A 23,919-nucleotide genomic window follows, 5' to 3' on the forward strand; every position below is an offset into this window, starting at 1 on the left:
CGGGGAGTCGAGGCTTGACAGGCCGTTTCGACGCTGTGGAATGGGAAGTGGTCACCGTTCAGACCACAACGCCACGAGGGGGGCGCGGATGCTCAGGACCGATCAGCCCGCAGACATGCGGCGGGTCACCGCCCGACTGCGTACCGAGTTCCAGATCCTGCCACGACGCTCGGTGGAGCGCTGCGTCACCGACACCTGGCGCTGCGCCGAGCACCTCGGTCTCGAAGCCACGCCCAGCCTCGTCGAACGCGTCGCCAGGGAGCACCTGCGCGCCCTGGTCAAGTCCGCGCCCCGGCCCGCCACCGGACCCGACCGGCTGGGCTGACCGCGGCCGGGCCGTCCGCTCCCGGACGCGCCCGGCCGCCACCGACACCACGCAACCAGGCCGAACCGCCCCGTCCTCCGCCCCCTGTCATACCCTCGTTGAGTGTCCAACCCGCCCTCTTCACCCCGCTCCGCCGCCGCCCCGCCGCCCGACGGGGTGTTCGCGGAACTGCTGCGCGGCGCTCGGGCGCTCCTGACGGTGCGCCATCCCCTCGACGCCGAACTCACCGTCAGTGAACTCCTCGGCTCCTGGCAGGAGATGCGGACCCGGGACATCGACCCGGACCGCCTCATCGGCGAGGGCCTGCTCGACTACGCGCGCCGCGCCGCCACCCCGGCCGCCCTGGCCCTGCTCACCGGCGTCTCCTCCGTCGGCGTCACCGCCCGCCACCGGCTGCTGGCCCGACGGGGGGTCCGCGAACTGACCGCCCGGGGAATCGCCCGCCCCCGCTGGGCCTCCTCCTCCGTCACCGTCCGCCCCGTCGGAACGTACGTGTCCCGTTCCCTCTTCGGCGACGTGGACGAACTCGTGTGCGTCTACCGCCACGAGACCGACGAGGGCCCGGAAGCGGGCGAACACGCGCTGGTCGCCGTCATCGACCACAACTCGGGGGGCGTGCTGCGCGACGCGTGGGTCAGCACCAAGGTCGAACGGCTGCTGCGGCACTGCGCCGAGCAGGCCGACCGGGACCCCATGACCTCCTTCACCGCGATCTCCCCGGGACGCGCGCGCACCCTGCTGTCCTCGGCGGTCGAGCGGACCGCCCGCCTGGTGGCCGCCACCGCCGCCGAGCCGCCCGCGTTCCGCCCCAGCCGCTCCGTGACCGAACTGCTGGGGTTCATCCGGGCGCGGACCCGCGCCCTGCCCCCGGAGCCGCCCGCCCGGTCGACGCCGTGGCGGCGCGACCGGCGCGCCACCCTCGCCGCGCGCTTCCTCGCCTCCGACGCCGCCGCCGACCTGTCCGACAGCTACGCCGCGGGGCGCTGCGCCGAGCACATCATCGACTACGGCTGCGACGCCGACTTCGGCCGTCCGCTGCGGGTCAGTCCGCGCAAGGTGGAGGCGTTCCTGCTGGGGTGGCTGCCGCGCCGGGTGCTGCTGCTGCCCGAGGAGCAGGAGGCCATGCCGCACGTGCTGGCGGCGTGGGTCCGCTGGGCCGGTCCCTTCCAGGGACTCCCCGAGATCGCGGTGCACGCCACCATCGACGCGGTGTGGGAGGCCACGGCCGTGTTCACCCGCTCCTACTGGGACCCCTCGTCCACGTTCGGACTGCGGCGCGAGACCGTCAACCGGCTGCTGCCCGACGGGGACCTCTCCGCACTGCCCCGCCGGATGTTCGCCTTCCCGCTGGTGACCGAGTTGGACGAGGAGGAGTTCGACCCGGCGACCCGGGCCGGGCGGCGTGCACTGCTGCGGCTGGACCACTTCGGCTCCTACGACCCGCCGCGGGCTCCCCGGGGACGGCACAGCGCCGTCTCCGAGGAGCCGAACCGCCCCCTCGACCGGCTGGACGAGGAGGCGCTGGACGCACACGAGCGGCTGGCCGACCGGCTGTGGCGGGGCGATCCGCCCAACCTGTGGCCCGCGGCGCAACGGCTGCTCGACCGCGGCCTGCCGCGCTCCGCCGTCCTGGACACGCTGCTGGTCGCGTTGAGCGGGGCCGACGACGAGGCGGCGCTCGTCAAGATCCTGGACGAACTCTAGGCCCGGCAACCGGCCGGGACCGCGCGCCCGCGGCGCCCCGGACCGGTCACCCTGCGGCGTCGCCCAGCAGCCCGGGGATCTGCTCGCTGGCCTCCTTGACGTCCTTGACGGTGTCGACCCCGCGCCAGAATCCGTTGATCCGGTAGCCGTAGAGCCGCCCCTGCCGGGCCAGGTCCGGGAAGGTGCTGGACTCGTGGTCGCCCTTGGCCGGCAGCAGGGCGGTGGCCTCCGGTTCGAAGACGTAGACGCCGGCGTTGATCCAGAACGGCAGCAGCGGGCTCTGCGTGAACCCCTCGATCAGGCCGCTGTCGGTGACGTCCACGATGCCCCAGCTGGTGCGGTACTGGGCCAGCGCCAGGGTGATGAGGCCGCCCCTGGCACGGTGGTAGGCGGTGAACTCGTCGAGGGGGAACCAGGTCAGCACGTCCCCGTTGAGGGCGAAGTAGGGGGCTTCGGCGTCCTTGAGCCCGGACGCCGCGAACCGCAGCGCGCCGCCGCGGCCCAGCGGCTCGTCCTCCACCAGGAGGCTGATCGCGGGGTGGTCCCGCCCGGAGAGGTGGTCGCGCAGCACCTCCGCCTTGTAGCCGCAGGAGACCACCACGTGTTCGACCCCGTGCCGGGCCAGCCATTCCAGCTGGTAGTCGATGATCGGTCGGTCGGCGACCTCGACCATGGCCTTGGGGCGGGTGTCGGTGTAGGGGCGCAGCCGGGTGGCCTGCCCCCCGGCGAGGATGACGGCCTGTCGGATGGGTTCGCTGGAACGACTCATGAGCGGACCATAGCAGGGCCTACCCCCGCTTTCCCGGAGGAATTCCACCCCGCTTCCGCCGGCGTCCGCCGGACCGTTCAGCGCTGGGTGATCTCCGCGTAGGCCGCGCGCAGGTCGGCGCTGGTGATCGTGGTCAGGTCGGCGGTGCCGGCGTTCTCCCCGAGGCTCTCGGCGACCCGCAGGTCGCGGTGGGAGCACGCCTTCTCGAACAGCGACCGGGCGAAGCGGCCGTTGCCCAGCTCGTCGATCCACCCCGCCTCGCAGACGTAGCCGAAGACGCGCTCCAGGTCGGCGCGGGCGCCCTCGTCGAAGGAGTCGCCGGTGCGCGCGGCCGTCCGCTCCGCGATCTCGGTGAGCTCCTGCGGCGTGTAGCTGGGGAAGGCCACCCGCACGTTGAACCGCGAGGACAGCCCGGCGTTGCTGCCGAGGAAGCGGTCCATGTCCGCCGGGTACCCGGCCAGCACGACCACCAGCCGGTCGCGGTCGTCCTCGGCCCGCTTGAGCAGGGTCTGCACGGCCTCGGCACCGAACGCGTCGCCGCCGCTGTAGCCGGGGTTGACCAGCGAGTACGCCTCGTCGATGAACAGCACCCCGCCCAGGGCCCGGTCCACCAGCTTGTTGGTCTTGATGGCGGTGGCGCCCAGGTGTTCGCCGACCAGGTCGGCGCGGCCCGCCTCGACCACGTCGGCCCGGTTGAGCAGGCCCAGGGCCGCGAAGACGCGGCCCAGGATGCGGGCGACCGTGGTCTTGCCGGTTCCGGGCGGCCCCACGAAGACGAAGTGCCGCATCGGCGCCTGCGCGCGCAGCCCCTGCCCCTCGCGCAGCCGGGCGACCCGCAACTGCGCGGCGATGGCGCGGACCTGCTGTTTGACCGGCTCCAGACCGACCATCGCGTCCAGTTCGGCCAGCGCCTCGGCGAGGTCGGGGGCCGGGGCGAAGCCGGGCAGCCGCTCGGTCAGCGACTCGCAGGCGGCGGCGATGTCGACGGCGCGCACCGTGACCAGCTCCGCGGCCTCGGGCCGCCTGCCGGAGGAGTCCCGGGTGACCACCCGCACGTCGCGGGCCTCGGCGGCCTTCTCCACCAGGGAGCGGGCGAAGCGGCCGTTGCCGAGCTCGTCGACGACCCCGTGCCGGACCACCTGGTCCAGCCTGCTGCGCAGCTCCGCGGCGGCGGAGGCGTCCAGGACGTCGCCGCGCTGCTCGAACAGCGACTCGGCGATGCGGCGCAGTTCGTCGGCGGTGTAGCTGGGGAAGCTGATCCGGGTGGCGAACCGGGAGGCCAGCCCCGGGTTGGAGGCCAGGAAGCGGTCCATCTCGGCCTCGTATCCGGCGAGGATGACGACCAGCCGGTCGCGGTCGTCCTCGGCCCGCTTGAGCAGGGTCTGCACGGCCTCGGCGCCGAACCGGTCGGGCTGCCCGTCCCCCTCGTTGACCAGCGAGTACGCCTCGTCGATGAACAGCACCCCGCCCAGGGCCCGGTCCACCAGCTCGTTGGTCTTGATGGCGGTGGCGCCCAGGTACTCCCCCACCAGGTCGGCGCGCTGGGCCTCCACCACGCGCGCCGTCGGCAGCAGCCCGAAGGAGTGGAAGATCGTGGCCAGGGTGCGCGCGACGCTGGTCTTGCCGGTACCGGGCGGTCCGGAGAACACCAGGTGGCGCAGCGGCTTGTCGACGCTGTATCCGGCGTCGGCGCGCAGCCGGGCCGCCTCGATGGCGGCGGCGATCGCACGGACCTGCTGTTTGACCGGCTCCAGGCCGATCATGCCCTCCAGCCGGGCCAGCGCCTCGGTCACCGGAACCGGTTCCTCGGCGGGAGCCTGCGGCGCGCCCGCGCCGCCTCCCCCGCTGCGGGCACGCGACCGCTGCGCGGCGGAGGGGGCGGGAGCCGCGGCGGGGGCGCGGTCCCCCTGCCGGTAGCGGCTCAGCTCCCGGGTGAGCCGGCGGGCGGCCACGACCCGCCACAGCAGGGTCGCTCCCGTCGCCAGGACCAGCGCCGCGCCCCCCGCTCCCGCCGGGACGGCCGGGACGACCATGTGGGCCAGCGCGACGCCGAAGCCGACGATCAGTCCGCCCAGCAGGGCCAGCAGGGTGGTGTGCCACATCGGGAACACGGTGTTGCGGGCGGCGGCGAACGCGACCGGCAGCGGCAGCAGCGGCACCAGCAGCAGGACGGGGTCGCCGTGCAGCGGGATGGACAGCAGCAGGTGGGCGAGCACGGTCCAGCCCACGCAGACCGCGGCGACGGCCACCGCCGCGGCGGAGTGCATCAGCGCGGCGAACAGCCCGAGCAGTAGGACCGTCCCCGTGACGGCCAGCCACACCGGGAACTGCCCGACGAACGCCACGACCGCGGCGGCGGCGACCGCTCCCAGCCCGACGAGCAGCCGGGTGCGCAGCGGGACGCGGCGGTAGACGGAACGGAGGCGTTCCGTGGAGACCGTCCTGGGTCGCTGTGCGGCTCGGGGTTCGGTCTGGCGCCCCATCGCTGCCCCTTTCGCGATATGCCCCTGTGCGCCCTGCTTCGCGGACACTCGTACCGGGTCGCGTTCCATACTGCCGCTTGCGGCGGGTATTTCGTAGGCGGCGCCGCGCGTGTCGCGGCCCGGCGTCGTCCGCGCCCGGTGCCGCCGGCCTCACTCCAGGAGGCTCAGCTGGCCGTCCTCGGCGGGGGGCCGCGGCACGCGCAGGTGCCGCCAGCGCGGCAGGCGGTCCAGGTAGGACCAGGACATCCGGTGGTGGGGGGTGGGGCCGTGCTCGGCGAGCGCGGCCCGGTGGGTCGGCGAGGGGTAGCCCGCGCCGGTGGCGAACCCGTAGCCGGGGTGCTCGGCGTCCAGCTCCGCCATCAGCGTGTCCCGGCGCACCTTGGCGAGCACCGACGCCGCGGCGACGCTGACACAGGTCAGATCGGCTTTGACCCGGGTGTGGACCGTCCAGGGGGCGCCGAGGTAGTCGTGCCTGCCGTCCAGGATGATCGCGTCGGGGCGTGCGGACAGGGCCTCCAGGGCGCGGTTGGCCGCCAGGCGCAGCGCCTCGGTCATGCCGAGTGCGTCGATCTCCGCCGGGGTGGCCTGGCCGAACGCGTGGTCGCGGACCCAGGCGCGGACCTGCTCGGCCATGACGGTGCGGCGCCGGGGGGTGAGCCGCTTGGAGTCGGTGAGCCCCTCGGGGGGCGGTGAGCCGTCGGCGACCGCCGCGCACACCAGGACGGGTCCGGCCCAGGCGCCCCGCCCCACCTCGTCGACTCCCGCGACCACCCGCGCCCCGGCCGCGGCGAGTCCGCGCTCCAGGTCGTAGGTGGGCGGGGGGATGGTTGCCGATGCCTTCGCCATTTGGCCAAGGGTAGCGGGAATCCGCGCTACCGCACGGTATCGCGCCGTGGGGTTCCGAGGTTCCCCTATCCTTGGGAGGGATTCGGGCCTCCGCCGCGCGGACCGCCGTCCGGCTGCCGCGCCCGCGGGAGTGTCGGGCCCGCACGTCCGTTTCCAAGCGTCTCTTCGTCCGTTGGGGGCTGCCTCCTCATGTCCGCCGCCACTCCCGAGCCCACTGGATCCGCACCGCAGGGTGGACAGCCAGGGACCGGGGAGGAATCGGTCGCCAAACTGATCTCCATCGCGCCCAAGCCGACCCTCGCGCAGCGGCTCATCTCCTGGGCCTCCCGTCCCCCGGGGACGCTCTACCTGCCTAGTTGCGTCATCGTCGCCCTGGTGCTGCTGTACGAGGACAGCGTGCCCGGCGGCCACCTGACCAGCTTCGTCCTCGGCCTGGGCGGGGGCGCGTTCCTCGCCACCATGGGCGCGCTGCGTCTGGGCATCGCGATGACCGTGGCCCGGCCCATGATCCGCTACTACTGGCTGCGCTGGATCACCCCGCCGCTGGTCGCGCTCGTGACCGTCGTGCTGTCGCTGGCCGACGTGCCGTTGCAGGCCCGGGTCGACGCCTCAGCCGTCGACCTGCTGCAACTGCGGAAGACCTCCGACGCCTCCACCGTGCTGCTGCCCGAGGAGCGGTGGACGGGCTTCTACCCGATCAGCGAGGTCACCGAACGCGAAGGGGTGACGCTGTTCACGGTGGAGGACGCCGGGGTCCTCAAGAAGTCGGGGCTGGCCTACAGCCCCGAGGAGCTGCCGACCGACGTGTTCGTGCCCGGCCACGGCAACCTGGTCTACGAGCACATCACGGGCGACTGGTACTCCTGGACCGACTACTGACCGGCCGCGGGCCGAAACGACGCCGCAGGGGGGCCGTCCACGTGGACGGCCCCCCTGTCGGGTGTTGCGGTCGGGTCAGGAGCCCTGCTGCTCCCGCAGCCACTGCTGGTACTGGGCCACCGAGGCGGGTGCGCCCTCCTGCGCCTGCTGTGCCGTGTCCGCCTCCGCGGTCCGGCCGCCGGAGAGGCCGCCCAGGCCGCGCGGACGGCGCTGGTCGGTGAGCCCCGGCAGGAGCTGGGCGAGCAGGAGCGTGGACAGCGCCGAGGCGTCCCCCGAGCCGGAGTCGGTGCGCACCACCACCGGCTTGGGGGCCCGCTCGGCGAGCTTGGCGCCCACGTCCAGGCGGCGGCGGGCCAGCTCGTAGCGGAGCATCGCCCGGTTGTCCCGGTAGGCGGTGGCGAGCCGCCGCTGGGCGGTGGCCTCGTGGGTGGCGGCCACCAGGTTGGTGCGGCCGCGCGTCTCGATCTCGTAGCGCACGCGCTGCGCCTCGGTCTCCTGCTCCTCCAGCATCTGCGCCACGTCCTGGCGGGCCCGGTTCAGGGCCGCGTTGACCTCGACGATCTTGGCGTCCCGGGTCTTCTTGGACCGTTCGATGTCCATCAGGAGCGTGTCGATGCGGCGCTTGCGGGTCAGCTCCCACTCCTGTTCGTAGGCGACCAGCTCCTTGGCGACCCGCTCCCGGGTGGACAGGTGCTGCTGGTACTGGTTGGGCAGCTGCACGTCGGGGATGTTGCACCCCATGATCTGCACGCCGTACCGGCTGAGCTGGCGGTTCAGCAGTTCCTGCATGTCCGCCACGTCGGAGCCGCGCAGGTCGTAGGCGTTCTCGGTCTGCACCCGGCGGCTGCGCTGGCGGATGGCGTCCTGCACCGCGTTGGACAGCACCAGGTCGAAGTTGCTGGCGCCGATGGTGCGTACGAACGCGACCGCGTTGGTGATGCGGAACTTCAGGAAGAACTCGATCGACTTGAGCGGCACGTTCTCCTTGGTGGGGCAGGCCAGCACGGGCGCGTTGTAGGGGATCTCGGTGGAGGTGTCGACGACGAAGTCGACCCTGGTCCAGGGGTGCCACAGGTAGTGGCGTCCCGGCCCCAGCTCGGAGACGATGGCTCCGAACTTGGTGAGCACGCCGGTGGTGCCCTGCTCGATCTCCACGATGGAGGAGCGCCACCACCACAGCAGGGCGAGCGCGATCGAGGCGACCCCGAGGAGCAGGGCGGGGATCGCGATGGCGGTCCCGACCAGCCCTCCGGTGGCCAGCACCGCCACGAGCGCCAGCAGGATCAGGTAGAGGCCGACCCACACCAGGGTCATCCACTTCAGTCCCCGGCTGTCGCGGGGGATGACGACGGGGACCAGGGAGCCCTGGTCGCCGCCGCGCAGCAGGCGGGCGATGTCGCCCCAGGAAGCGAGCGACTCCTTGATGGTGGAGTTGCCGCGGCCGGTCGGTTGGCTCATCACTGGCCTCCCCACGGGTGGGACTCGGGCTGCTCCGCGCCCGGCTCGGCGACGGACTGGCGGATCTCCTCGACCCGGTCGGCTCCCGGATCGGAGGCGCCGGGGTCGGGCTGGACGGCCTCGGCGGTGTCCTGTTCGCCCAGGAGCGCGACGATCTCGGGCTCGCGGGCGGCGATGCGCTCCTCGATCTCGGCGAGGCGCACGCGGATGGCCGCGATGTCCTCCTCGGAGAAGAGCACCTGGTCGGCGCCGCCGATGAGCTGCTGGGCCACCTGGAGGAAGTCGATGGCGGTCTCCCCGTCCCCGATCTGCACCAGCTGCGGCAGGCTGTCGGCGACCGCCTCCAGCTTGTCCAGCAGGTCCTGCTGGAAGCGGTAGTTGAGGATCTCGGGGGCTTCGGCCGCGCTGACCGCGCGGATGTCCAGGGCCTGCGCCTCCAGCAGCGCGGCGTTGGCCTGCGCGGTGCTCTCGGCCTCGACGAACCGCTGGCGGGCCAGGGCGCGGGCGCGGTTGGTCTCGCGTTCCAGGGCGGTGTCCATCTGCGCCTGGTACTGGGCGATGTCGGCCTGGATCGCGGAGAGGGTCTCGGTGAGGGAGGCGAGCTCCTTGTTGAGGTCGCCCTCGTTCTGCTCCTTGCGCAGCTGGAGCTGGTACTCGTAGGTGTAGGCCTCCTTGGCCACCCGCACCATCTCGGGGGCGGCCAGGTCCATGCGGTACTCCTGGCTGGACGGCTCGGCGTGGGTGATGTTGGCGTTGGTCAGCCGCACCGCGGGCAGGAACTGCTGGTTGAGCTGGTCCAGCAGGCGGGCGGTGTTCTCGCCCACCAGGTCGTAGATCTCCGAGGCCTGCTGCTCGTAGATGAGGCTGCGGGTGGTCTCGCTGATGGCGTTGTTGAGCTTGTCCTGGAATCCCTGCACCGCGCCCAGGGTGAAGACGAACTCGACGGGGTCCTCGATGCGGAACTGGAGGAACAGGTCGACCGACGCCTTGACGCCGCTCTTGGTGGGGGCCTCGCGGATGGGGGCGTTGAAGGGGTACTCCCGGGTCGTGTTGACGATGTAGGAGACCCGCTTCCACGGGTTGAACAGGGTGACCCGGCCGGGGCCGACGATCTGCTCCAGCTTTCCGAACTTGCTGATCAGCGCCACGCAGCCGTCGGGGACCATGACCATGCCCTGGCGCCACCAGCTGAAGGCGCCGATGGCGACGACCAGCAGCCAGTAGTGCGGGCCGAAGAGGACCAGGGTGGCGCCCGGGATGGCCAGGGTGACCAGGGAGCCCACCAGGCCCAGCACGACGAGCAGGATCACGGGCAGCATCGCGCTCGCGGTGCGGCCGCGCGGGATCACCATCGGGCAGATGACGTGGACCGGGCCGTCGGGGCCGGACTCGTACCGGCTCCGGTTGAGTGCCTCACCCGCGTTGGCCAGGGAGGTGGTCTGCTGTTCGATCCGGGTTCCCACGGAGGCGCCCTGGTCGCGGGCGGCCAGGAAGTCTCCCGGATCGAGTCCGAACTGGTCCGCCGCCTGGTTGACGGCGTCGCCGAGCGCTTGGCGCGGATCGGCCCCTTGGGCTATCGCGCTCGCGGCCCCGCGCACTGTTTGCGCGAAGGACATGGGCGAGGACTCCTTTCGCTCAGTTGGGGACGTGCTTTTTCGGACGCGGTCCGCCTCCTCACGGTTCCGCTGTTCTGTCGGTAGGTCTGGAATCCTGCCACGTAGTTGCGGTTGATCGGGGCACGGGAAAACGACCGTCCGATAACGCCTCTGCTTCCTTCCGGGACGGACGTGGAAACACGCGGTCGCGCCGCCCCGGCCGTCCGCGTCCTCCGGTTCGACCGTGGCCGCGCCAGCCAGTCACGCAACTGCTCGTCGTCACTGAGGCTGATCAACTGCACCAGCCCCCGTTGTCGCGGTGGTCCGGGGCGCCCAGCAGATGGTCCTGCCAGTCCTCGGCGTACTCCCGCAACGCATCGACCATCTCCGTGAGCGCCTCGTCAAGGGTCGCGCCGTCCGCGGCGATCGGCAGCCCCGGAACGAGGACGGACCACCCCCTGCTCCGTGGACCACCTGAGCACGGGCGGGAGTCACGGTCGCGAGGTGGTGCCGCAGGCGTTCCCCGTCGACGACCGCGGCGCGCACCGTGTCGCGGCGCACCGTGGCCGCACGGCCCTGTTCCGCCGCGTCGAGGAGCGCTTCGCAGTGTCTGCGTGCCTCTGTGCGGCTGTCGCGGCGAACGGAAAGCATGAGACCCCCTGTCTTCACCCCAAGAATGCCGCTGCGGGGCGGGTGCGTCGAGTACTCGACGCACCCGCCCCGCAGCGAGCGGTCCCGGTCGGCGGCAGGGGAGGGGGCGACCCGTGGTCGCCCCCTCCCCTGGACGCGGGTGGCGCGCGGACGCGCCCGGGGTCAGCTGCAGCCGCTGGTGGAGCCGCAGCCCTCGCAGACGTAGCAGCTGCCGGACGGCCGCATCTTGGTGCCGCAGCTCACGCAGAGCGGCGCGTCGGTGCTGAAGCCCTGCCGGGCCTCGGCCGACTCCACCGTCGTACGGGGCTCGGACTCCCGGGGGACGGCGAGCGCGTCGGCTCCGCTCTCGGCGACCGGGGCGGACTGGGCGTAGGTGACCACCTGGGCGGCGACCTGCGCGGGGTCCTCGCCGGCGGCCTGGGCGGCGCGCTCCTCGGCGGAGAGCACGCCCAGCGCCGCGCGCTCCTCGTAGGGCAGGTAGTCCAGGGCCAGGCGGCGGAAGATGTAGTCCACCACCGACTGCGCCATCCGGATGTCGGGGTCGTCGGTCATCCCGGCCGGTTCGAAGCGCATGTTGGTGAACTTCTCCACGTAGGTCTCCAGCGGCACCCCGTACTGCAGGGCGATGGAGATCGCGATGGAGAAGGCGTCCATGATCCCGGCCAGGGTGGACCCCTGCTTGCCGAGCTTGAGGAACACCTCGCCCAGGCCGTCGTCGGGGTAGGAGCCCGCGGTGATGTAGCCCTCGGCCCCGCCGACGGTGAAGGAGACGGTCTGGCTGGGGCGCCGCTTGGGCAGCCGACGCCGCACCGGGCGCCGGACCTCGACGGTGCGGGGCGCCTGCTCGGCCTTCTCCCCCTCCTCCTTCTTCACGGTGGACAGCGGCTGGCCGACCTTGCAGTTGTCCCGGTAGACCGCCAGCGCCTTGAGGCCCTTCTTCCAGCCCTCGAAGTAGAGGCGCTCGAAGTCCTCGACCGTGGCCTCCTCGGGCACGTTGACGGTCTTGGAGACCGCGCCGGACAGGAACGGCTGGACCGCCGCCATCATGTCCACGTGTCCCATGGGCCGGATGTAGCGCTGGCCCGTGGCGCAGTCGAAGACCTCGTAGTGCTCCGGACGCAGCCCGGGCGCGTCGATCACGTGCCCGTGCTCGGCCACGTGGTTGACGATGGCCTCGATCTGCTCCTCGTGGTAGCCGAGGGTGCGCAGGGCCCGCGGGATGCCCTGGTTGACGATCTGCATGGACCCGCCGCCCACCAGCTTCTTGACCTTGACCAGGGAGAAGTCGGGCTCGATACCGGTGGTGTCGCAGTCGAGCATGAAGGAGATGGTCCCGGTGGGGGCGAGCAGGCTCGCCTGGGCGTTGCGCCAGCCGTTGCGCTCCCCGATCTCCAGGCACTCCTGCCAGGCCCGGGTGGCGGCGGCGTGGATCGGCTTCTCCATCTCGCCGACGGTGCGCAGCGCGTCGTTGGCCGCGGCGTGCTTGCGCATGACCCGCTTGTGGGCCTCGGCGTTCTTGGCGTAGCCCTCGTAGGCGCCGACCACCCCGGCCAGTTCGGCGCTGCGCCGGTAGGCGACACCGGTCATGAGCGAGGTGACGGCGGCCGCCACGGCGCGTCCGCCGTCGGAGTCGTAGGCGTGGCCGGTGGCCATGAGCAGCGCGCCCAGGTTGGTGTAGCCGATACCGAGCTGCCGGAAGGCGCGCGTGGTCTCGCCGATCTTCTCGGTGGGGAAGTCGGCGAAGGTGATGGAGATGTCCATCGCCGTGATGACCAGCTCGGTGAGCCGCTCGAACTCCTCGACGCGGAAGGAGCCGTCGTCGTCGAGGAACTTCATCAGGTTGATGGAGGCCAGGTTGCAGGAGGAGTTGTCCAGGTGGACGTACTCCGAGCAGGGGTTGCTGGCGGTGATCCGGCCGCTCTCCGGGGTGGTGTGCCAGTCGTTGATGGTGTCGTCGTACTGGATGCCCGGGTCGGCGCACTCCCAGGCGGCCCGGGCCATCTTGTGGAACAGCTCCTTGGCCCGGACCGTGGCCACGGTCTCCCCGGTGGTGCGGGCGACCAGGCCGAAGTCGGAGTCGTTCTCCACGGCGCGCATGAACTCGTCGGAGACCCGCACGGAGTTGTTGGCGTTCTGGTACTGGACGCTGACGATGTCGGCGCCGCCCAGGTCGACGTCGAAGCCGGCGTCGCGCAGCGCGCGGATCTTGCGCTCCTCGCGCGCCTTGCACTCGACGAACTCCTCGATGTCGGGGTGGTCCACGTCGAGGACGACCATCTTGGCGGCGCGCCGGGTGGCGCCGCCGGACTTGATCGTCCCGGCGGAGGCGTCGGCGCCGCGCATGAAGGAGACCGGGCCGGAGGCGGTGCCGCCGGAGGAGAGCAGCTCCTTGCTGGAGCGGATGCGCGAGAGGTTCACGCCCGCGCCGGAGCCGCCCTTGAAGATGATCCCCTCTTCCTTGTACCAGTCGAGGATCGACTCCATGGTGTCGTCCACCGACAGGATGAAGCAGGCGGAGACCTGCGCCTTCGACGAGGTGCCGACGTTGAACCAGACGGGGGAGTTGAAGCTGAACATCTGGTGGACGAGGGCGTACTTGAGCTCGTGGTCGAAGATCTCGGCGTCCTCGTCGGAGGCGAAGTAGCCGTGCTCGCGGCCGGTCGCGGTGTAGGTGTTGACGACCCGGTCGATGAGCTGCTTGAGGCTCCACTCGCGCTGCGGGGTGCCCAGCGCGCCGCGGAAGTACTTGCTGGCCACGATCTGGGTGGCGTTCATCGACCAGCTCGTGGGGAACTCGACCCCGTTCTGCTGGAAGTTGACCGAGCCGTCGCGCCAGTTCGTCATGACGACGTCGCGGCGCTCCCACTCGACGGTGTCGTAGGGGTGGACTCCGGGAGTGGTGAAGACGCGCTGGATCCTCACCCCCTTGCGGGATTTCCTGCTTTTGCGCGTGGCAGAGCCGCTCGCCGTCTCGGTCATCTCGCTTCGCTCCCCCTCTGGTGGAAGGTGTACCCGATGGTGGTCGCCGTCGCCCGCGCCGTGGCCGACGGCGGCACCGCTGCGTGTCTGTGGTCTGCGGGGACGCCGTGGCGGCGTCGGTGGGTCAGTTCTGCGGCGCGGTGCGCTCCGCCCTCAGCTCCGCGATCTCCTGTTCGAAGTCCTCCAGGGACTCGAAGCTGCGGTAGACGCTCGCGAAGCGCAGGTAGGCGACCTCGTCCAGGTCGCGCAGGGGCCCGAGGATGGCCAGCCCGATCTCGTGGGAGGGGACCTCGGCGGCCCCGCGGCTGCGGATGGCCTCCTCGACCCGCTGTCCGAGGACGGCGAGGGCGTCCTCGGTGACCGGACGGCCCTGGCAGGCCCGGCGGACCCCGGCGATGATCTTGCTGCGGGAGAAGGGCTCGGTGACGCCCGACCGCTTGGCGACCATGAGCAGCACGGTCTCCTGGGTGGTGAACCTCCGCTCACAGGCCGGGCAGGAGCGGCGGCGTCGGATCGCCGCGCCTTCCTCGGCGGCGCGGCTGTCGATCACCCGGGTGTCCTGGTTCTGGCAGAAGGGGCAGCGCACCGATCTTCTTCCTTCCCAGGTCGACACCGGACAACCACAATTTGTGGATGGTTTCACCCACACAGACACCAGATTTAGTGGTCGCTAACCTACGGCGACGGAGTCCCGGGCGCAACTCGGGCCGTTTCCCCCCGGCGTGTCGCCACTCACGGTCACCGGCTCGCAGACGGAGCGTGGCTGAGGGTGTCCGCGGCGGCGCGGGCGGAGGAGGGCGCGGGCTCTTCAGTGTGCGGGCAGCAGGAGCTCCTGGCCTGGTTCGAGGACCGGCCCGGTCAGTCCGTTGAGTTCGACGATCTCGTCCACGGTCTTGCGCGGGTCCTCGGAGGGGCGGACCCGCTCGGCGATCTCCCAGAGCGTGTCCCCCTCGTTGACGACGACGGTGTGGGACCGCTCCGGCAGGTGGAGGAAGTTCTCGGTGGAGGCGTCCGCGGTGGAGGCCCCCAGGGTCACGAGGGTCACCGCGAGGAGGCCGCACCCCGCCGCGGCCGCCGTGCCGAGCAGGCAGCACAGGACGATCCGGCCCCGCCTGGTCAGCCGGGGCGGTCCGGCGGGGACGGGCCGGGGCCGGCGGCGGCCGGGGACGGCCGTCTCCCGCCGACCGGTCGGCGCGGAGTCGGGGGTCCACTCCGGGACCTCCTGGGACCAGTCGTAGGGATCGGCCCCTGGGCCGCCGCGGGTCGCATCCGCATCGCCCGCGGATCGGCGGGGGGCGCGGACAGCGGCGGATGGCGTGGGGGCATACGGCAGCGCGGTCTGGGACATCGTCCTCCCCTTCGAACCTCCGCCCACCAGAACTGGCGTTCGATTACTACCGCATTCCGGGAAATTTTTCAGCACCATCTCGAACGTTTGTTTGATATTGCCTTGTGCAAGGACTAACGTGGACTGTGTTTCGCTCCGGTAGAGCACTGGTGTCGGTCGTGTCACACCGCCGCCCTCAACCACTCGGAACGAGCATCGACGTCACAGCAAGCCGACAGTCCACAACCGAGGACACCGACCGCCGAGGAGGCCGGACGTGCCGGAGGAGAACCACGGAGGGCAGAAGCCCCGTGCGGAGGAGAGTTCCGTCTCCGCACTCCGCCCGGTCCGCACGGATGACTCCGTGGGGACCTCCACCAAGGGGACGGACGCCGCTCCGACACTCACCGAACGCCAGCGGAGTGTCCTGAACGTCATCCACCGCTACGTGCGTGAGCGGGGATATCCGCCGTCGATCCGGGAGATCGGTGACGCGGTGGGACTGTCCAGCCCCTCAAGTGTCGCGCACCAGTTGAAGGTGTTGCAACGCAAGGGCTACCTTCACCGCGACCAGAATCGCCCAAGGGCGGTGGAAATTCGCATTCCGGACCAAACCCCCGTCCACTCCCGGAACGGTCTCGGCGGCGTGGCGGGGACGGGCTCCCCCGACACGGTCGGCATCCCGCTGCTGGGCCGCATCGCGGCGGGCGGTCCGATCCTGGCCGAGGAGTACGTCGAGGACGTCCTCCCCCTGCCCCGCCAGCTCGTCGGCGAGGGCCCGCTGTTCATGCTCACCGTCGTGGGCGACTCGATGGTCGACGCCGCCATCACCGACGGCGACCTGGTGGTGGTCCGCCAGCAGCCCGACGCCAACAACGGCGACATCGTGGCCGCGCTGCTGGGCGACGAGGCCACCGTCAAGGTGTTCAAGCGTGACGGAGAACACGTGTGGCTGCTCCCCAGGAACAGCGCCTACGAACCGATCAACGGCGATTCCGCGACCATCCTGGGCAAGGTCGTCACCGTACTCCGCAAGGTATAACGACTTCGCCTCGTTTCGGTACGGTCCCGTGATCTACGCCCGGACGGCGGCCCCACCCCCGCCGTTTGCCGGCGCGCGCAGCCGCTCCCCCGCTCCCGGACCGCCGCTCCGCCCCGTCCCGCACCCCTGTGCGGTCCGCGCCCGGCGGTGGCCGCCCGGAAGACGGAAAAGGCCCCGGGGCGCCTCCCCGCCGGTCCGGGCGGGAGGCGCCCCGGGGCTGCCGGAAACGTCCCCGGCTCCGCAAGCCCTCCTGCGGTGCCGGGACCCCACCGGTTACCGGCCCCCGATCTTCTCCAGGGTGGCCTCGGCCAGGATCTCGGCCTTCTCGATCGCCTCCTCCTCGGGGAGCGGCTCTCCGTCGCTCATCTCGTCGTAGCAGGACGAGATCGACAGGTTCTCGATGTAGGTGGCCACGCAGCCCACCTCTCGTGAGTCGTCGTACCAGGACACGGCCCCCTCGCCGAGCCCGAAGACCCTCTCCGTCTCGTGGTCGCCGGCGTAGAAGTCCAGGTCGTCGACGGTGTCGTACTCATCGGGGTCGTTGGTCACGACCGTGAGGAAGTAGTAGCTTCCGTCACCCGAGGAGTCCGCGTTGTCCCAGGTGCAGTGGTACCCCTCCCACCACTCCTGGTCGCCGGTGTCGACCTCGTCGATCGACAGGGTGTGGCCGGGAACGAACTCATCCAGCCCGTCGGGCTCGACGGCGTCGCACTCGGGCGTTTCGGTGAACTCGCCCTGCGGCGGGGGCGGGGTCGTCTCCTCCGGCTCCTGCGTCTCGTCGCCGTCGGGTTCCTGGGTCCCCTCGGCCACGGTGCCCGATCCGCCGCCCGGTTCGCCGCTGTTGTTGCGCAGAGCGAAGAACACGATGATCCCGGCCACGGCCAGGACCGCGACCGCGCCCGTGAGGACGCCGGCGATCAGGCAGCCGTTGCCCTTCTTGGCCGGAGGCGGATAGCCTCCCGGCGGCCCGTACTGGGGGGTGAACTGCGGACCGTAGGGGGGCTGCGGAGGGCCGTAGGGCTGTCCGTACGAGGGCTGGGGGCCGCTGGGGGGAGGTTGGGTCATTGGGCGTCCTCGCTGACTACCTGGCGGATGTTCCGCGTGGTTGCTGACGGGAACCGGCTCCGGTGTCCGCACCGGAGCCGACTGCGGGGTTCACTCCTGTTCGAGGGCTGCGACGGTCTCGCGGGCTACGGTCATTGCTCCCTGCATCGCCTCCGCCGCGGAGATCTCCCGGCTGGCCGCGAAGTCGGTGCTGGACTCGTAGCAGGTGGAGATCATGAGGTTGGACTTGCGTACCGCCACGCACCCGTGCAGCGTGGTGGCGTCGTACCACCGCACCGCCTCGTCTCCGAGACCGTCCACGGCGACCGTCGTGTTGCCCTCCGACTCGCGTTTCAGATCGGCCCGGGCCGCGGCCTCCCCGCCGTAACCGAAACGGTTGCCGCTGCGGATGAAGGCCACGCTCACGCTCGAAGGCATCCCCGTGGAGTCCTCCGTCGTGGTCCAGCGGCACTGGGTGCCGTCCCACCAGTCGGCGCCCGCGGTGTCGAGCGGGCCGTCGATGTCGGCCTCGTATCCGTTGACGAACTCGTCGAGCACCCCGCTCCCCTCCACCAGGGAGCACTCGGGAGCCTGTGCGTAGTCCCCTCCGGGGCCGCGCAGCCAGACGAGCAGACTGATCCCGACGCACCCCAGCAGCGCCAGCACGAGCAGCGCGCTGACCAGGACGGCCGCCGCGCAGCCGCGTCCGCTTCCGGGCGGCTTCTCCTGCGGACCGACGGACCCGCCGGGGGAGGGCGGCTGGACCATGTACTTCCCTTCGTCCGGGGCTGTCCGGGGAGGTGGGCTCCCCGGTGTCGACGAGCCAACGCTACTAGTCGGTTCGGAGGGTCGGCCAGGCACAGAGAGCCGGTGACCTGATGGACTCCTCACCCGGTGAGAAGCCGTTCTCGGCCGTAAAGTTCTCGGTGGTCCGCAAAGACCGGCCCCGCCCCTGCCCGGTGTCCCGCCGTCCTTCGGACGGGGGTGTCACAGGGCCGCGGCCACCTCCGCGGCGACCGCGGTCGCCGCGTCGTGGGCCTCCTCCGCCGGCAGGCCCCCGCACCAGACCCGGACCGTGAGGTTGCCGTCCCGGAAGACCGCTTCGGCCCCGTCGCCGACGGACGCCGGACGCACCAGCGCGTCCGCTCCCGGGAGTCCCGCGGCGGCCGCCGGGCCCGCGCCGGCCAGGGCGGCCAGTTCCGCCTCGGCCCGCTCCTCCCCGCTCACCCGGCCGTCCCCGTCGCCGAAGTGGGTGCGGAAGGAGACGACGAGCACCCGGGGAGCGGCGCCCGGGTCGTCCAGTGAGGACCACACGCACGTCCGTTCGGCGGACTGGGGCAGCGGCCCGCTCGTGTCCGCCTCCAGCACCGCCGCGGGAGCCGCCGCCTCCACCGCCGCGGCCGGCACCGACGCGCAGGCGGGCGGCTGCTGGTGCGCGTCCGTGGCCGCGGCCTCGACCGCGGGACCGCGCGCGTCCCACAGCAGACCGCCGACGACGGCCGCGGTACTCACCGCGGCGGCCCCGCCCACCACGGCTGCCCAGCGCAGCAGGGTCCGCCGTCTCGCCTCGCCCATGTCCGCCGCCTCTCCTCAGCCGGGACGTCCGACCGTTCTTCCGCACACCGCGGGGCCGCGGCGGCGAGCCGCGGCCCCGGCGACGCCGGTGGTGGTCACCCCTGGGCGACCACGATGTTGACCAGTTTGGGTTCGCGCACGACGACCTTGCGGATCTCGCGCCCGGCGATGAAGTTCTGCACCTTCTCCGAGGCCAGGGCCAGCCGCTCCAGTTCCTCGGCGGAGATGTCCGGCGACACCTGCAGCTTGTCGCGGACCTTGCTGGCCACCTGGACCACGCAGGTCACGCTCTCCTGCACCAGCAGCGCGGGGTCGGGCTCGCGCCAGGTGCCCACCGCCACCGATCCGGAGTGGCCGAGCAGTTCCCAGCCCTCCTCGGCGACGTAGGGCGCGAACAGGCCCAGCGTGATCGCGACGACCTCGGCGGCCTCGCGCACCGCGGGGTCGGCGGCCCCCGGGCCCGCGTCGATCGCCCGGCGGGTGGCGGTGACCAGCTCCATGATCCGCGCGATGGCGACGTTGAACCGCTGAGCCTCGACGGCCTCGGTGACCTTCGCCAGGGTCTGGTGGGTGACCCGGCGCAGCCCCGGGTCCCCGGCGGCCGGGTCGACGCCCGGCGCGGAGGCGGCCCCGGCCTGGGCCATCACCCGGTAGGCGCGGTTGAGGAACTTCAGGGAGGCGCCCGGGGAGACGTCGGCCCAGTCGATGTCCTCCTCCGGAGGACCGGCGAAGACCACGGTCAGCCGGACCGCGTCGACGCCGTACCGGTCGATCTCCTGGCCCAGGTCCACGCCGTTGCCCAGCGACTTGGACATCGCCTTGCCCTGGTTGATGACCTGCCCCTGGTTGAGCAGCCGGACGAAGGGCTCGGTGAAGGACACCATGCCCATGTCGTGGAGCACCTTGGTGAAGAACCTGCTGTAGAGCAGGTGCAGGATCGCGTGCTCCACGCCGCCGACGTACTGGTCGATCGGCCCCCACTTCTCGACCTTCTCCACGTCGAACGGCGCGGTGTCCAGGTCCGGCGAGCAGTAGCGCAGGAAGTACCAGGAGGAGTCGACGAAGGTGTCCATGGTGTCGGTGTCCCGCTTGGCGGCGCCGCCGCAGCGGGGGCAGGACACGTTGACCCAGTCGGTGGCCGCGGCCAGCGGGGAGATCCCCTTGGGGGCCAGGTCCGCGCCGCGCAGGTTCTCGGGCAGCCGCACCGGCAGCTCGGAGTCGGGGACCGGGACCTCGCCGCAGTCGGGGCAGTGGATGATCGGGATCGGGGTGCCCCAGAAGCGCTGGCGGGACAGCAGCCAGTCGCGCAGCCGGTAGTTGACGGCGGCCTTTCCGGTACCGCGCTCGGTGAGGATCTCGATGATGCGCGGGATGGCCTCGTTCTTGCTCAGCCCGTCCAGCGGACCGGAGTTGACCAGGACGCCCTCGCCCGGGGTGGCGACCCCGGTCTCGGCGGGGTCGGGTTCGCCGGTGTCGACCACGACCCGCACCGGCAGGTCGAAGGCGCGGGCGAAGTCCAGGTCGCGCTGGTCGTGGGCGGGCACCGCCATGATCGCGCCGTGTCCGTAGTCGGCCAGCACGTAGTCGGCGGCCCACACCGGGATGCGCTCGCCGTTGACCGGGTTGATCGCGTGGCGTCCCAGGAAGACCCCGGTCTTCTCCCGCTCGGTGGACTGGCGCTCGATGTCGCTGAGCTTGCTGACCTGGGCGCGGTAGGCCTCGAAGGCCGCGCGCTGCTCGGGCGCGCACAGCTCCTCGGCCAGCGGCGCGTCGGCGGCCACCACGAAGAAGGTGGCCCCGTACAGGGTGTCGGGCCGGGTGGTGAAGACGGTGACCGGCTCGTCGCGGCCCTCGATCCGGAAGTCGACGTCGGCGCCCTCGGAACGGCCGATCCAGTTGCGCTGCATGGTCAGCACGCGCTCCGGCCAGCCGCCCTCCAGCTGCTCCATGTCGTCCAGCAGCCGCTGCGCGTAGTCGGTGATCTTGAAGTACCACTGGTTGAGCGCACGCCGCTCGACCTCGGTGTGGCAGCGCTCGCACCGGCCCTGCACGACCTGTTCGTTGGCGAGCACGGTCTGGTCCTTGGGGCACCAGTTGACCAGGCCGTCCTTGCGGTAGGCCAGGCCCCGCTCGAAGAACCGGAGGAAGAGCCACTGGTTCCACCGGTAGTACTCGGGGTCGCTGGTGTGCAGCCGACGGGACCAGTCCAGGGAGATGCCGTAGCGCCGGAACGACTCGGCCTGGGTCTCGATGTTGGCGTAGGTCCACTCGGCGGGGTGGGAGTTGTGCTTGATGGCGGCGTTCTCGGCGGGCAGCCCGAAGGAGTCCCAGCCGATCGGGTGCAGCACGTTCTCCCCGCGCGCGAAGTGGTAGCGCGCGATGACGTCGCCGATCGCGAACGCCTCGGCGTGCCCCATGTGGAGGTCACCCGAGGGGTAGGGGAACATGTCGAGCACATAGCGCCGCGGACGGGTGTCGGCCGGGTCCTCGCTGGCCGTGAAGGGGTTCTCCTTCGCCCACCGGGCCTGCCACTTCTCCTGGAGTGCCCGGGCGTCGTAGGAGTCGCTCGTCGTCTGGTCGCCGCTAACCGCTGTCATCGTTGGATGGTTCCTCTACCGGTGTTGCCCTGGGGCGGGTTCCGATCTGGCGTCCTGCCACTGGTGGACCAGCCTTCCGGCGCGTCGGCAGACCTCTGGGGCCGCCGGTTCCGGATGCCTTCCCTCAAGGTTAGCGTGCGACGACACCGCCGCGGCGCCCCGTTTCCCGGCCGCCGCCGGCGAAGCGCGCGCCGACCCCGGTGTGCTGTCGGAAGGGGCGCAAGTCCCACGCGTCGCCCCCGGGAAGCGACTACCGTGGACACGGTACGGAAACGTGCCGGCTCCCGGTTCTCCCCCGCCCCGCCGGTTGCCGCTCGGCGTGCTCCGCCGCGTCCCGGTCGGAAGGTGCGGCGTCCGAACGCCCGCCGCGCGGGCGCGGCCGTCCCGTTCCGCGACCGTCGTCGCCCCGTCCGCGGGGCGTGCCGGCGCGTGGGCGGGGCGGTGTCGGCGGACCGTCCCGCCCCGGTTGTGCAGCAGTCCGATCCCCGCCCGACAGCGGGGACTTCCCAGGAGGAGACCAGATGTCCCTGTTCGACGTCCGCACCGTGCTCCGGGTGTTCCTGGCCGCCGCGGTGGGTGCGGCGCTGGCGGCGTGTTCGGCGCAGGGCGAGCAGCCTCCCGCCGACACGGTCGCGGTGCAGAGCCCGGCCCCGGTGCTGGGCGACTACGACGACCGCATCCAGCTGGTCGAGGGCTCCCCCCACACCCTCGCGGCCGAGGACGGCGGCTCCGTCGTCCTGGAGGTCACCGGACACGACGAGGCGGAGCCGAGCGTGGTCGTCCGGGTGGCGCCGGAGGACGGCGAGGCCGAGGAGTGGACGGTGACCCTGGGCGACCTGATCGACGTGGCCGGGGCCACCTGGCGTGTCTCGGAGCTCGGCTTCAGCGACTCGATGCCCGGCTCGGTGACGCTCACCAGGGCGGAGTAACCATCCCCAACCTGGGCAGAACAGTTCTGGCTCCTGTCTTCCCCCATAAGTTACTGTGCAGTAGAACAGTGGTGGACGACACATCTCCCAAAGGAGACAGGATGCTCAATCTCTCGGTTCTGCTGGAGGACGGCGCCCGCAACCAACCCGAGCGCGACGCGATCGTCTTCGGCGACATGCGGCTGAACTACGCCCTGGTCGACATGATCGCCAACCAGGTGGCCAACCTGCTGGTGTCCCGCGGTATCCGCCCCGGGGACCGGGTCGCGATCGCCTGCCCCAACGTCCCGTACTTCCCCTTCGTCTACTTCGGCGCGCTCAAGGCCGGCGCGGTCGTCGTCCCGTTGAACGTCCTGCTCACGCCCCGGGAGATCGAGTACCACCTGCGCGACTCCGGCGCCAAGGCGCTGTTCGCCTTCACCGGCACCCCGGAGCTGCCGCTGGGCGAACGCGCCTGGAAGGCGTTCCACGAGGTCGCCGAGTGCGAGGTGTACATCGACCTGCCCGCCACGGCCGGGGCCACCGAGTCCACGATCGAGGGTGCCGAGACCTTCTGGGCCGCGCTGGGCGGGCAGCCCGGCGAGTTCGAGTCGGTCCGCACCGAGGCCGACGACACCGCGGTGATCATCTACACCAGCGGCACCACCGGCCAGCCCAAGGGCGCCGAGCTGACCCACAACAACCTGCTGTTCAACGCGGTCGCCTCCAGCGCGCTGTTCGACCACGCCCCCGGCGACCACGACGTGTTCCTCACCGTGCTGCCGCTGTTCCACATCTTCGGGCAGACCACGATGATGAACGCGGCGCTGTACCGGCACGGCACGATGGTGCTGATGCCGCGCTTCGACGGCGACGAGGCGCTGTCCCTGATGGAGAAGGAGGGCGTCACCATCTTCGCCGGGGTGCCCACCATGTACTGGGGGCTGCTCAACGCCCGGGGCGACCACGACATCGAGAAGATCGCCCGGACCCTGCACACCGCCGTGTCCGGCGGCGCGTCCCTGCCCGCCGAGGTCTCCCGGAAGGTCAGGGAGAAGTTCGGCATCGGCATCCTGGAGGGCTACGGCCTGTCCGAGACCTCCCCGGTGGTGTCCTTCAACAACCCCAAGCGCAAGGCCAAGCCGGGATCGATCGGCCTGCCGATCTGGGGTGTGGAGATGAAGCTCGTCGACGAGAACTTCGCCACCGTCGAGGGCGAGGGCCCCGGGGAGATCGCGGTGCGCGGCCACTGCGTGATGAAGGGCTACCACAACCGCCCCGAGGTCAACGCGCAGGTGCTCCGGGACGGCTGGTTCCGCACCGGCGACATCGCCCGCCGCGACGAGGAGGGCTTCTACTTCATCATCGACCGCTCCAAGGACATGATCATCCGCGGCGGCTACAACGTCTACCCGCGGGAGATCGAGGAGGTGCTGATGACGCACCCCCAGGTGAGCCTGGCCGCCGTCGTGGGCGTCCCGCACGACAGCCACGGCGAGGAGATCAAGGCGTTCGTGATCCGCACCGAGGACGCCACGATCACCGAGCAGGAGCTCGTCGACTGGGCCAAGGAGCACCTGGCCGCCTACAAGTACCCGCGCCTGGTGGAGTTCCGCACCGAACTGCCGATGACCGCCACCGGCAAGATCCTCAAACGCGAACTGCGCTGACCGGCGTCCGCCGGCGCTGCCCCCGCCTGGGCCGTGCGGCGGTGTTTGCCGCCGCACGGCCCAGGCA

Annotated in this window: 18 protein-coding genes; 6 read left to right on the plus strand and 12 right to left on the minus strand. The window is 71.6% G+C overall.

Annotation, left to right across the window (positions count from 1 at the left end):
* Positions 1–88 precede the first annotated feature (88 nt).
* Together FOF52_RS10760 and FOF52_RS10765 are read left to right on the plus strand one after the other, a co-directional pair.
* Positions 89–325 (plus strand): hypothetical protein, encoded by a 237-nt coding sequence (locus FOF52_RS10760; RefSeq protein ID WP_248593674.1) that lies wholly within the window; start codon positions 89–91, stop codon positions 323–325.
* A gap of 102 nt (positions 326–427) precedes the next feature.
* A complete protein-coding gene (locus FOF52_RS10765) occupies positions 428–2,029 on the plus strand; it encodes a hypothetical protein (RefSeq protein ID WP_248593675.1) in 1,602 nt (533 codons plus the stop codon).
* A 46-nt stretch (positions 2,030–2,075) separates the two neighbouring features.
* Here FOF52_RS10765 and FOF52_RS10770 read toward each other — a convergent pair whose 3' ends face one another.
* From FOF52_RS10770 to FOF52_RS10780, 3 genes are all read right to left on the minus strand, one after another.
* Positions 2,076–2,798 (minus strand): nucleotidyltransferase family protein, encoded by a 723-nt coding sequence (locus FOF52_RS10770; protein WP_248593676.1) that lies wholly within the window; start codon positions 2,796–2,798, stop codon positions 2,076–2,078.
* A gap of 77 nt (positions 2,799–2,875) precedes the next feature.
* On the minus strand, positions 2,876–5,281 hold the full coding sequence (locus FOF52_RS10775) for an AAA family ATPase (protein ID WP_248593677.1): 2,406 nt from the start codon (positions 5,279–5,281) through the stop codon (positions 2,876–2,878).
* A gap of 150 nt (positions 5,282–5,431) precedes the next feature.
* Positions 5,432–6,127, minus strand: a complete 696-nt coding sequence (locus FOF52_RS10780; protein WP_248593678.1) for a ribonuclease HII — start codon at positions 6,125–6,127, stop codon at positions 5,432–5,434.
* A 189-nt stretch (positions 6,128–6,316) separates the two neighbouring features.
* Between FOF52_RS10780 and FOF52_RS10785 the strand changes: the two genes are divergently transcribed.
* On the plus strand, positions 6,317–7,006 hold the full coding sequence (locus tag FOF52_RS10785) for a hypothetical protein (RefSeq protein ID WP_248593679.1): 690 nt from the start codon (positions 6,317–6,319) through the stop codon (positions 7,004–7,006).
* A 75-nt stretch (positions 7,007–7,081) separates the two neighbouring features.
* Here FOF52_RS10785 and FOF52_RS10790 read toward each other — a convergent pair whose 3' ends face one another.
* From FOF52_RS10790 to FOF52_RS10810, 5 genes are all read right to left on the minus strand, one after another.
* Positions 7,082–8,464, minus strand: a complete 1,383-nt coding sequence (locus tag FOF52_RS10790; protein WP_248593680.1) for an SPFH domain-containing protein — start codon at positions 8,462–8,464, stop codon at positions 7,082–7,084.
* Positions 8,464–10,080 carry an SPFH domain-containing protein gene (locus FOF52_RS10795; RefSeq protein WP_248593681.1) on the minus strand — a complete coding sequence of 539 codons (1,617 nt, stop codon included), beginning with the start codon at positions 10,078–10,080 and terminating at the stop codon, positions 8,464–8,466. Before FOF52_RS10795 ends, FOF52_RS10790 begins: the two co-directional genes overlap by 1 nt.
* Before the next feature lie 792 nt (positions 10,081–10,872).
* Complete coding sequence (locus FOF52_RS10800; RefSeq protein ID WP_248593682.1) at positions 10,873–13,689, minus strand: vitamin B12-dependent ribonucleotide reductase; 2,817 nt, start codon at positions 13,687–13,689, stop codon at positions 10,873–10,875.
* A gap of 124 nt (positions 13,690–13,813) precedes the next feature.
* Positions 13,814–14,275 (minus strand): transcriptional regulator NrdR, encoded by a 462-nt coding sequence (gene nrdR / locus FOF52_RS10805; protein WP_248593683.1) that lies wholly within the window; start codon positions 14,273–14,275, stop codon positions 13,814–13,816.
* Between the two features lie 222 nt (positions 14,276–14,497).
* A complete protein-coding gene (locus FOF52_RS10810) occupies positions 14,498–15,037 on the minus strand; it encodes a LysM peptidoglycan-binding domain-containing protein (RefSeq protein ID WP_248593684.1) in 540 nt (179 codons plus the stop codon).
* A 256-nt stretch (positions 15,038–15,293) separates the two neighbouring features.
* Between FOF52_RS10810 and lexA the strand changes: the two genes are divergently transcribed.
* Complete coding sequence (gene lexA / locus FOF52_RS10815; protein WP_248593685.1) at positions 15,294–16,058, plus strand: transcriptional repressor LexA; 765 nt, start codon at positions 15,294–15,296, stop codon at positions 16,056–16,058.
* A gap of 273 nt (positions 16,059–16,331) precedes the next feature.
* On the opposite strand, the gene FOF52_RS10820 is transcribed toward lexA, so the two are convergent.
* From FOF52_RS10820 to leuS, 4 genes are all read right to left on the minus strand, one after another.
* A complete protein-coding gene (locus FOF52_RS10820) occupies positions 16,332–17,123 on the minus strand; it encodes a hypothetical protein (RefSeq protein WP_248593686.1) in 792 nt (263 codons plus the stop codon).
* 90 nt (positions 17,124–17,213) lie between these two features.
* Positions 17,214–17,870: a hypothetical protein gene (locus tag FOF52_RS10825; RefSeq protein ID WP_248593687.1), complete on the minus strand. Its 657-nt coding sequence runs from the start codon at positions 17,868–17,870 to the stop codon at positions 17,214–17,216.
* Between the two features lie 219 nt (positions 17,871–18,089).
* The gene (locus tag FOF52_RS10830) at positions 18,090–18,677 is read right to left on the minus strand and encodes a hypothetical protein (RefSeq protein WP_248593688.1); all 588 of its coding nucleotides are present in this window, start codon (positions 18,675–18,677) and stop codon (positions 18,090–18,092) included.
* 95 nt (positions 18,678–18,772) lie between these two features.
* Positions 18,773–21,274 carry a leucine--tRNA ligase gene (leuS, locus tag FOF52_RS10835; RefSeq protein WP_248593689.1) on the minus strand — a complete coding sequence of 834 codons (2,502 nt, stop codon included), beginning with the start codon at positions 21,272–21,274 and terminating at the stop codon, positions 18,773–18,775.
* Between the two features lie 521 nt (positions 21,275–21,795).
* Between leuS and FOF52_RS10840 the strand changes: the two genes are divergently transcribed.
* Positions 21,796–22,203, plus strand: coding sequence for a DUF6406 domain-containing protein (locus FOF52_RS10840; RefSeq protein ID WP_248593690.1), 408 nt, complete (start codon positions 21,796–21,798; stop codon positions 22,201–22,203).
* Between the two features lie 101 nt (positions 22,204–22,304).
* Positions 22,305–23,852: a long-chain-fatty-acid--CoA ligase gene (locus FOF52_RS10845; protein ID WP_248593691.1), complete on the plus strand. Its 1,548-nt coding sequence runs from the start codon at positions 22,305–22,307 to the stop codon at positions 23,850–23,852.
* Positions 23,853–23,919: the final 67 nt, after the last annotated feature.

The sequence above is a fragment of the Thermobifida alba genome, from assembly GCF_023208015.1.
GTDB lineage: Bacteria > Actinomycetota > Actinomycetes > Streptosporangiales > Streptosporangiaceae > Thermobifida > Thermobifida alba.

What these genes read in the sequence shown, in the direction of transcription:
- FOF52_RS10760 (WP_248593674.1), top strand. Translation starts at nt 89, where the DNA reads ATGCTCAGGACCGATCAGCCCGCAGACATGCGGCGGGTCACCGCCCGA.
- FOF52_RS10770 (WP_248593676.1), bottom strand. Translation starts at nt 2,798, where the DNA reads ATGAGTCGTTCCAGCGAACCCATCCGACAGGCCGTCATCCTCGCCGGG.
- FOF52_RS10775 (WP_248593677.1), bottom strand. Translation starts at nt 5,281, where the DNA reads ATGGGGCGCCAGACCGAACCCCGAGCCGCACAGCGACCCAGGACGGTC.
- FOF52_RS10780 (WP_248593678.1), bottom strand. Translation starts at nt 6,127, where the DNA reads ATGGCGAAGGCATCGGCAACCATCCCCCCGCCCACCTACGACCTGGAG.
- FOF52_RS10785 (WP_248593679.1), top strand. Translation starts at nt 6,317, where the DNA reads ATGTCCGCCGCCACTCCCGAGCCCACTGGATCCGCACCGCAGGGTGGA.
- FOF52_RS10790 (WP_248593680.1), bottom strand. Translation starts at nt 8,464, where the DNA reads ATGAGCCAACCGACCGGCCGCGGCAACTCCACCATCAAGGAGTCGCTC.
- FOF52_RS10795 (WP_248593681.1), bottom strand. Translation starts at nt 10,080, where the DNA reads ATGTCCTTCGCGCAAACAGTGCGCGGGGCCGCGAGCGCGATAGCCCAA.
- FOF52_RS10800 (WP_248593682.1), bottom strand. Translation starts at nt 13,689, where the DNA reads ATGACCGAGACGGCGAGCGGCTCTGCCACGCGCAAAAGCAGGAAATCC.
- FOF52_RS10810 (WP_248593684.1), bottom strand. Translation starts at nt 15,037, where the DNA reads ATGTCCCAGACCGCGCTGCCGTATGCCCCCACGCCATCCGCCGCTGTC.
- FOF52_RS10820 (WP_248593686.1), bottom strand. Translation starts at nt 17,123, where the DNA reads ATGACCCAACCTCCCCCCAGCGGCCCCCAGCCCTCGTACGGACAGCCC.
- FOF52_RS10825 (WP_248593687.1), bottom strand. Translation starts at nt 17,870, where the DNA reads ATGGTCCAGCCGCCCTCCCCCGGCGGGTCCGTCGGTCCGCAGGAGAAG.
- FOF52_RS10830 (WP_248593688.1), bottom strand. Translation starts at nt 18,677, where the DNA reads ATGGGCGAGGCGAGACGGCGGACCCTGCTGCGCTGGGCAGCCGTGGTG.
- leuS (WP_248593689.1), bottom strand. Translation starts at nt 21,274, where the DNA reads ATGACAGCGGTTAGCGGCGACCAGACGACGAGCGACTCCTACGACGCC.
- FOF52_RS10840 (WP_248593690.1), top strand. Translation starts at nt 21,796, where the DNA reads ATGTCCCTGTTCGACGTCCGCACCGTGCTCCGGGTGTTCCTGGCCGCC.
- FOF52_RS10845 (WP_248593691.1), top strand. Translation starts at nt 22,305, where the DNA reads ATGCTCAATCTCTCGGTTCTGCTGGAGGACGGCGCCCGCAACCAACCC.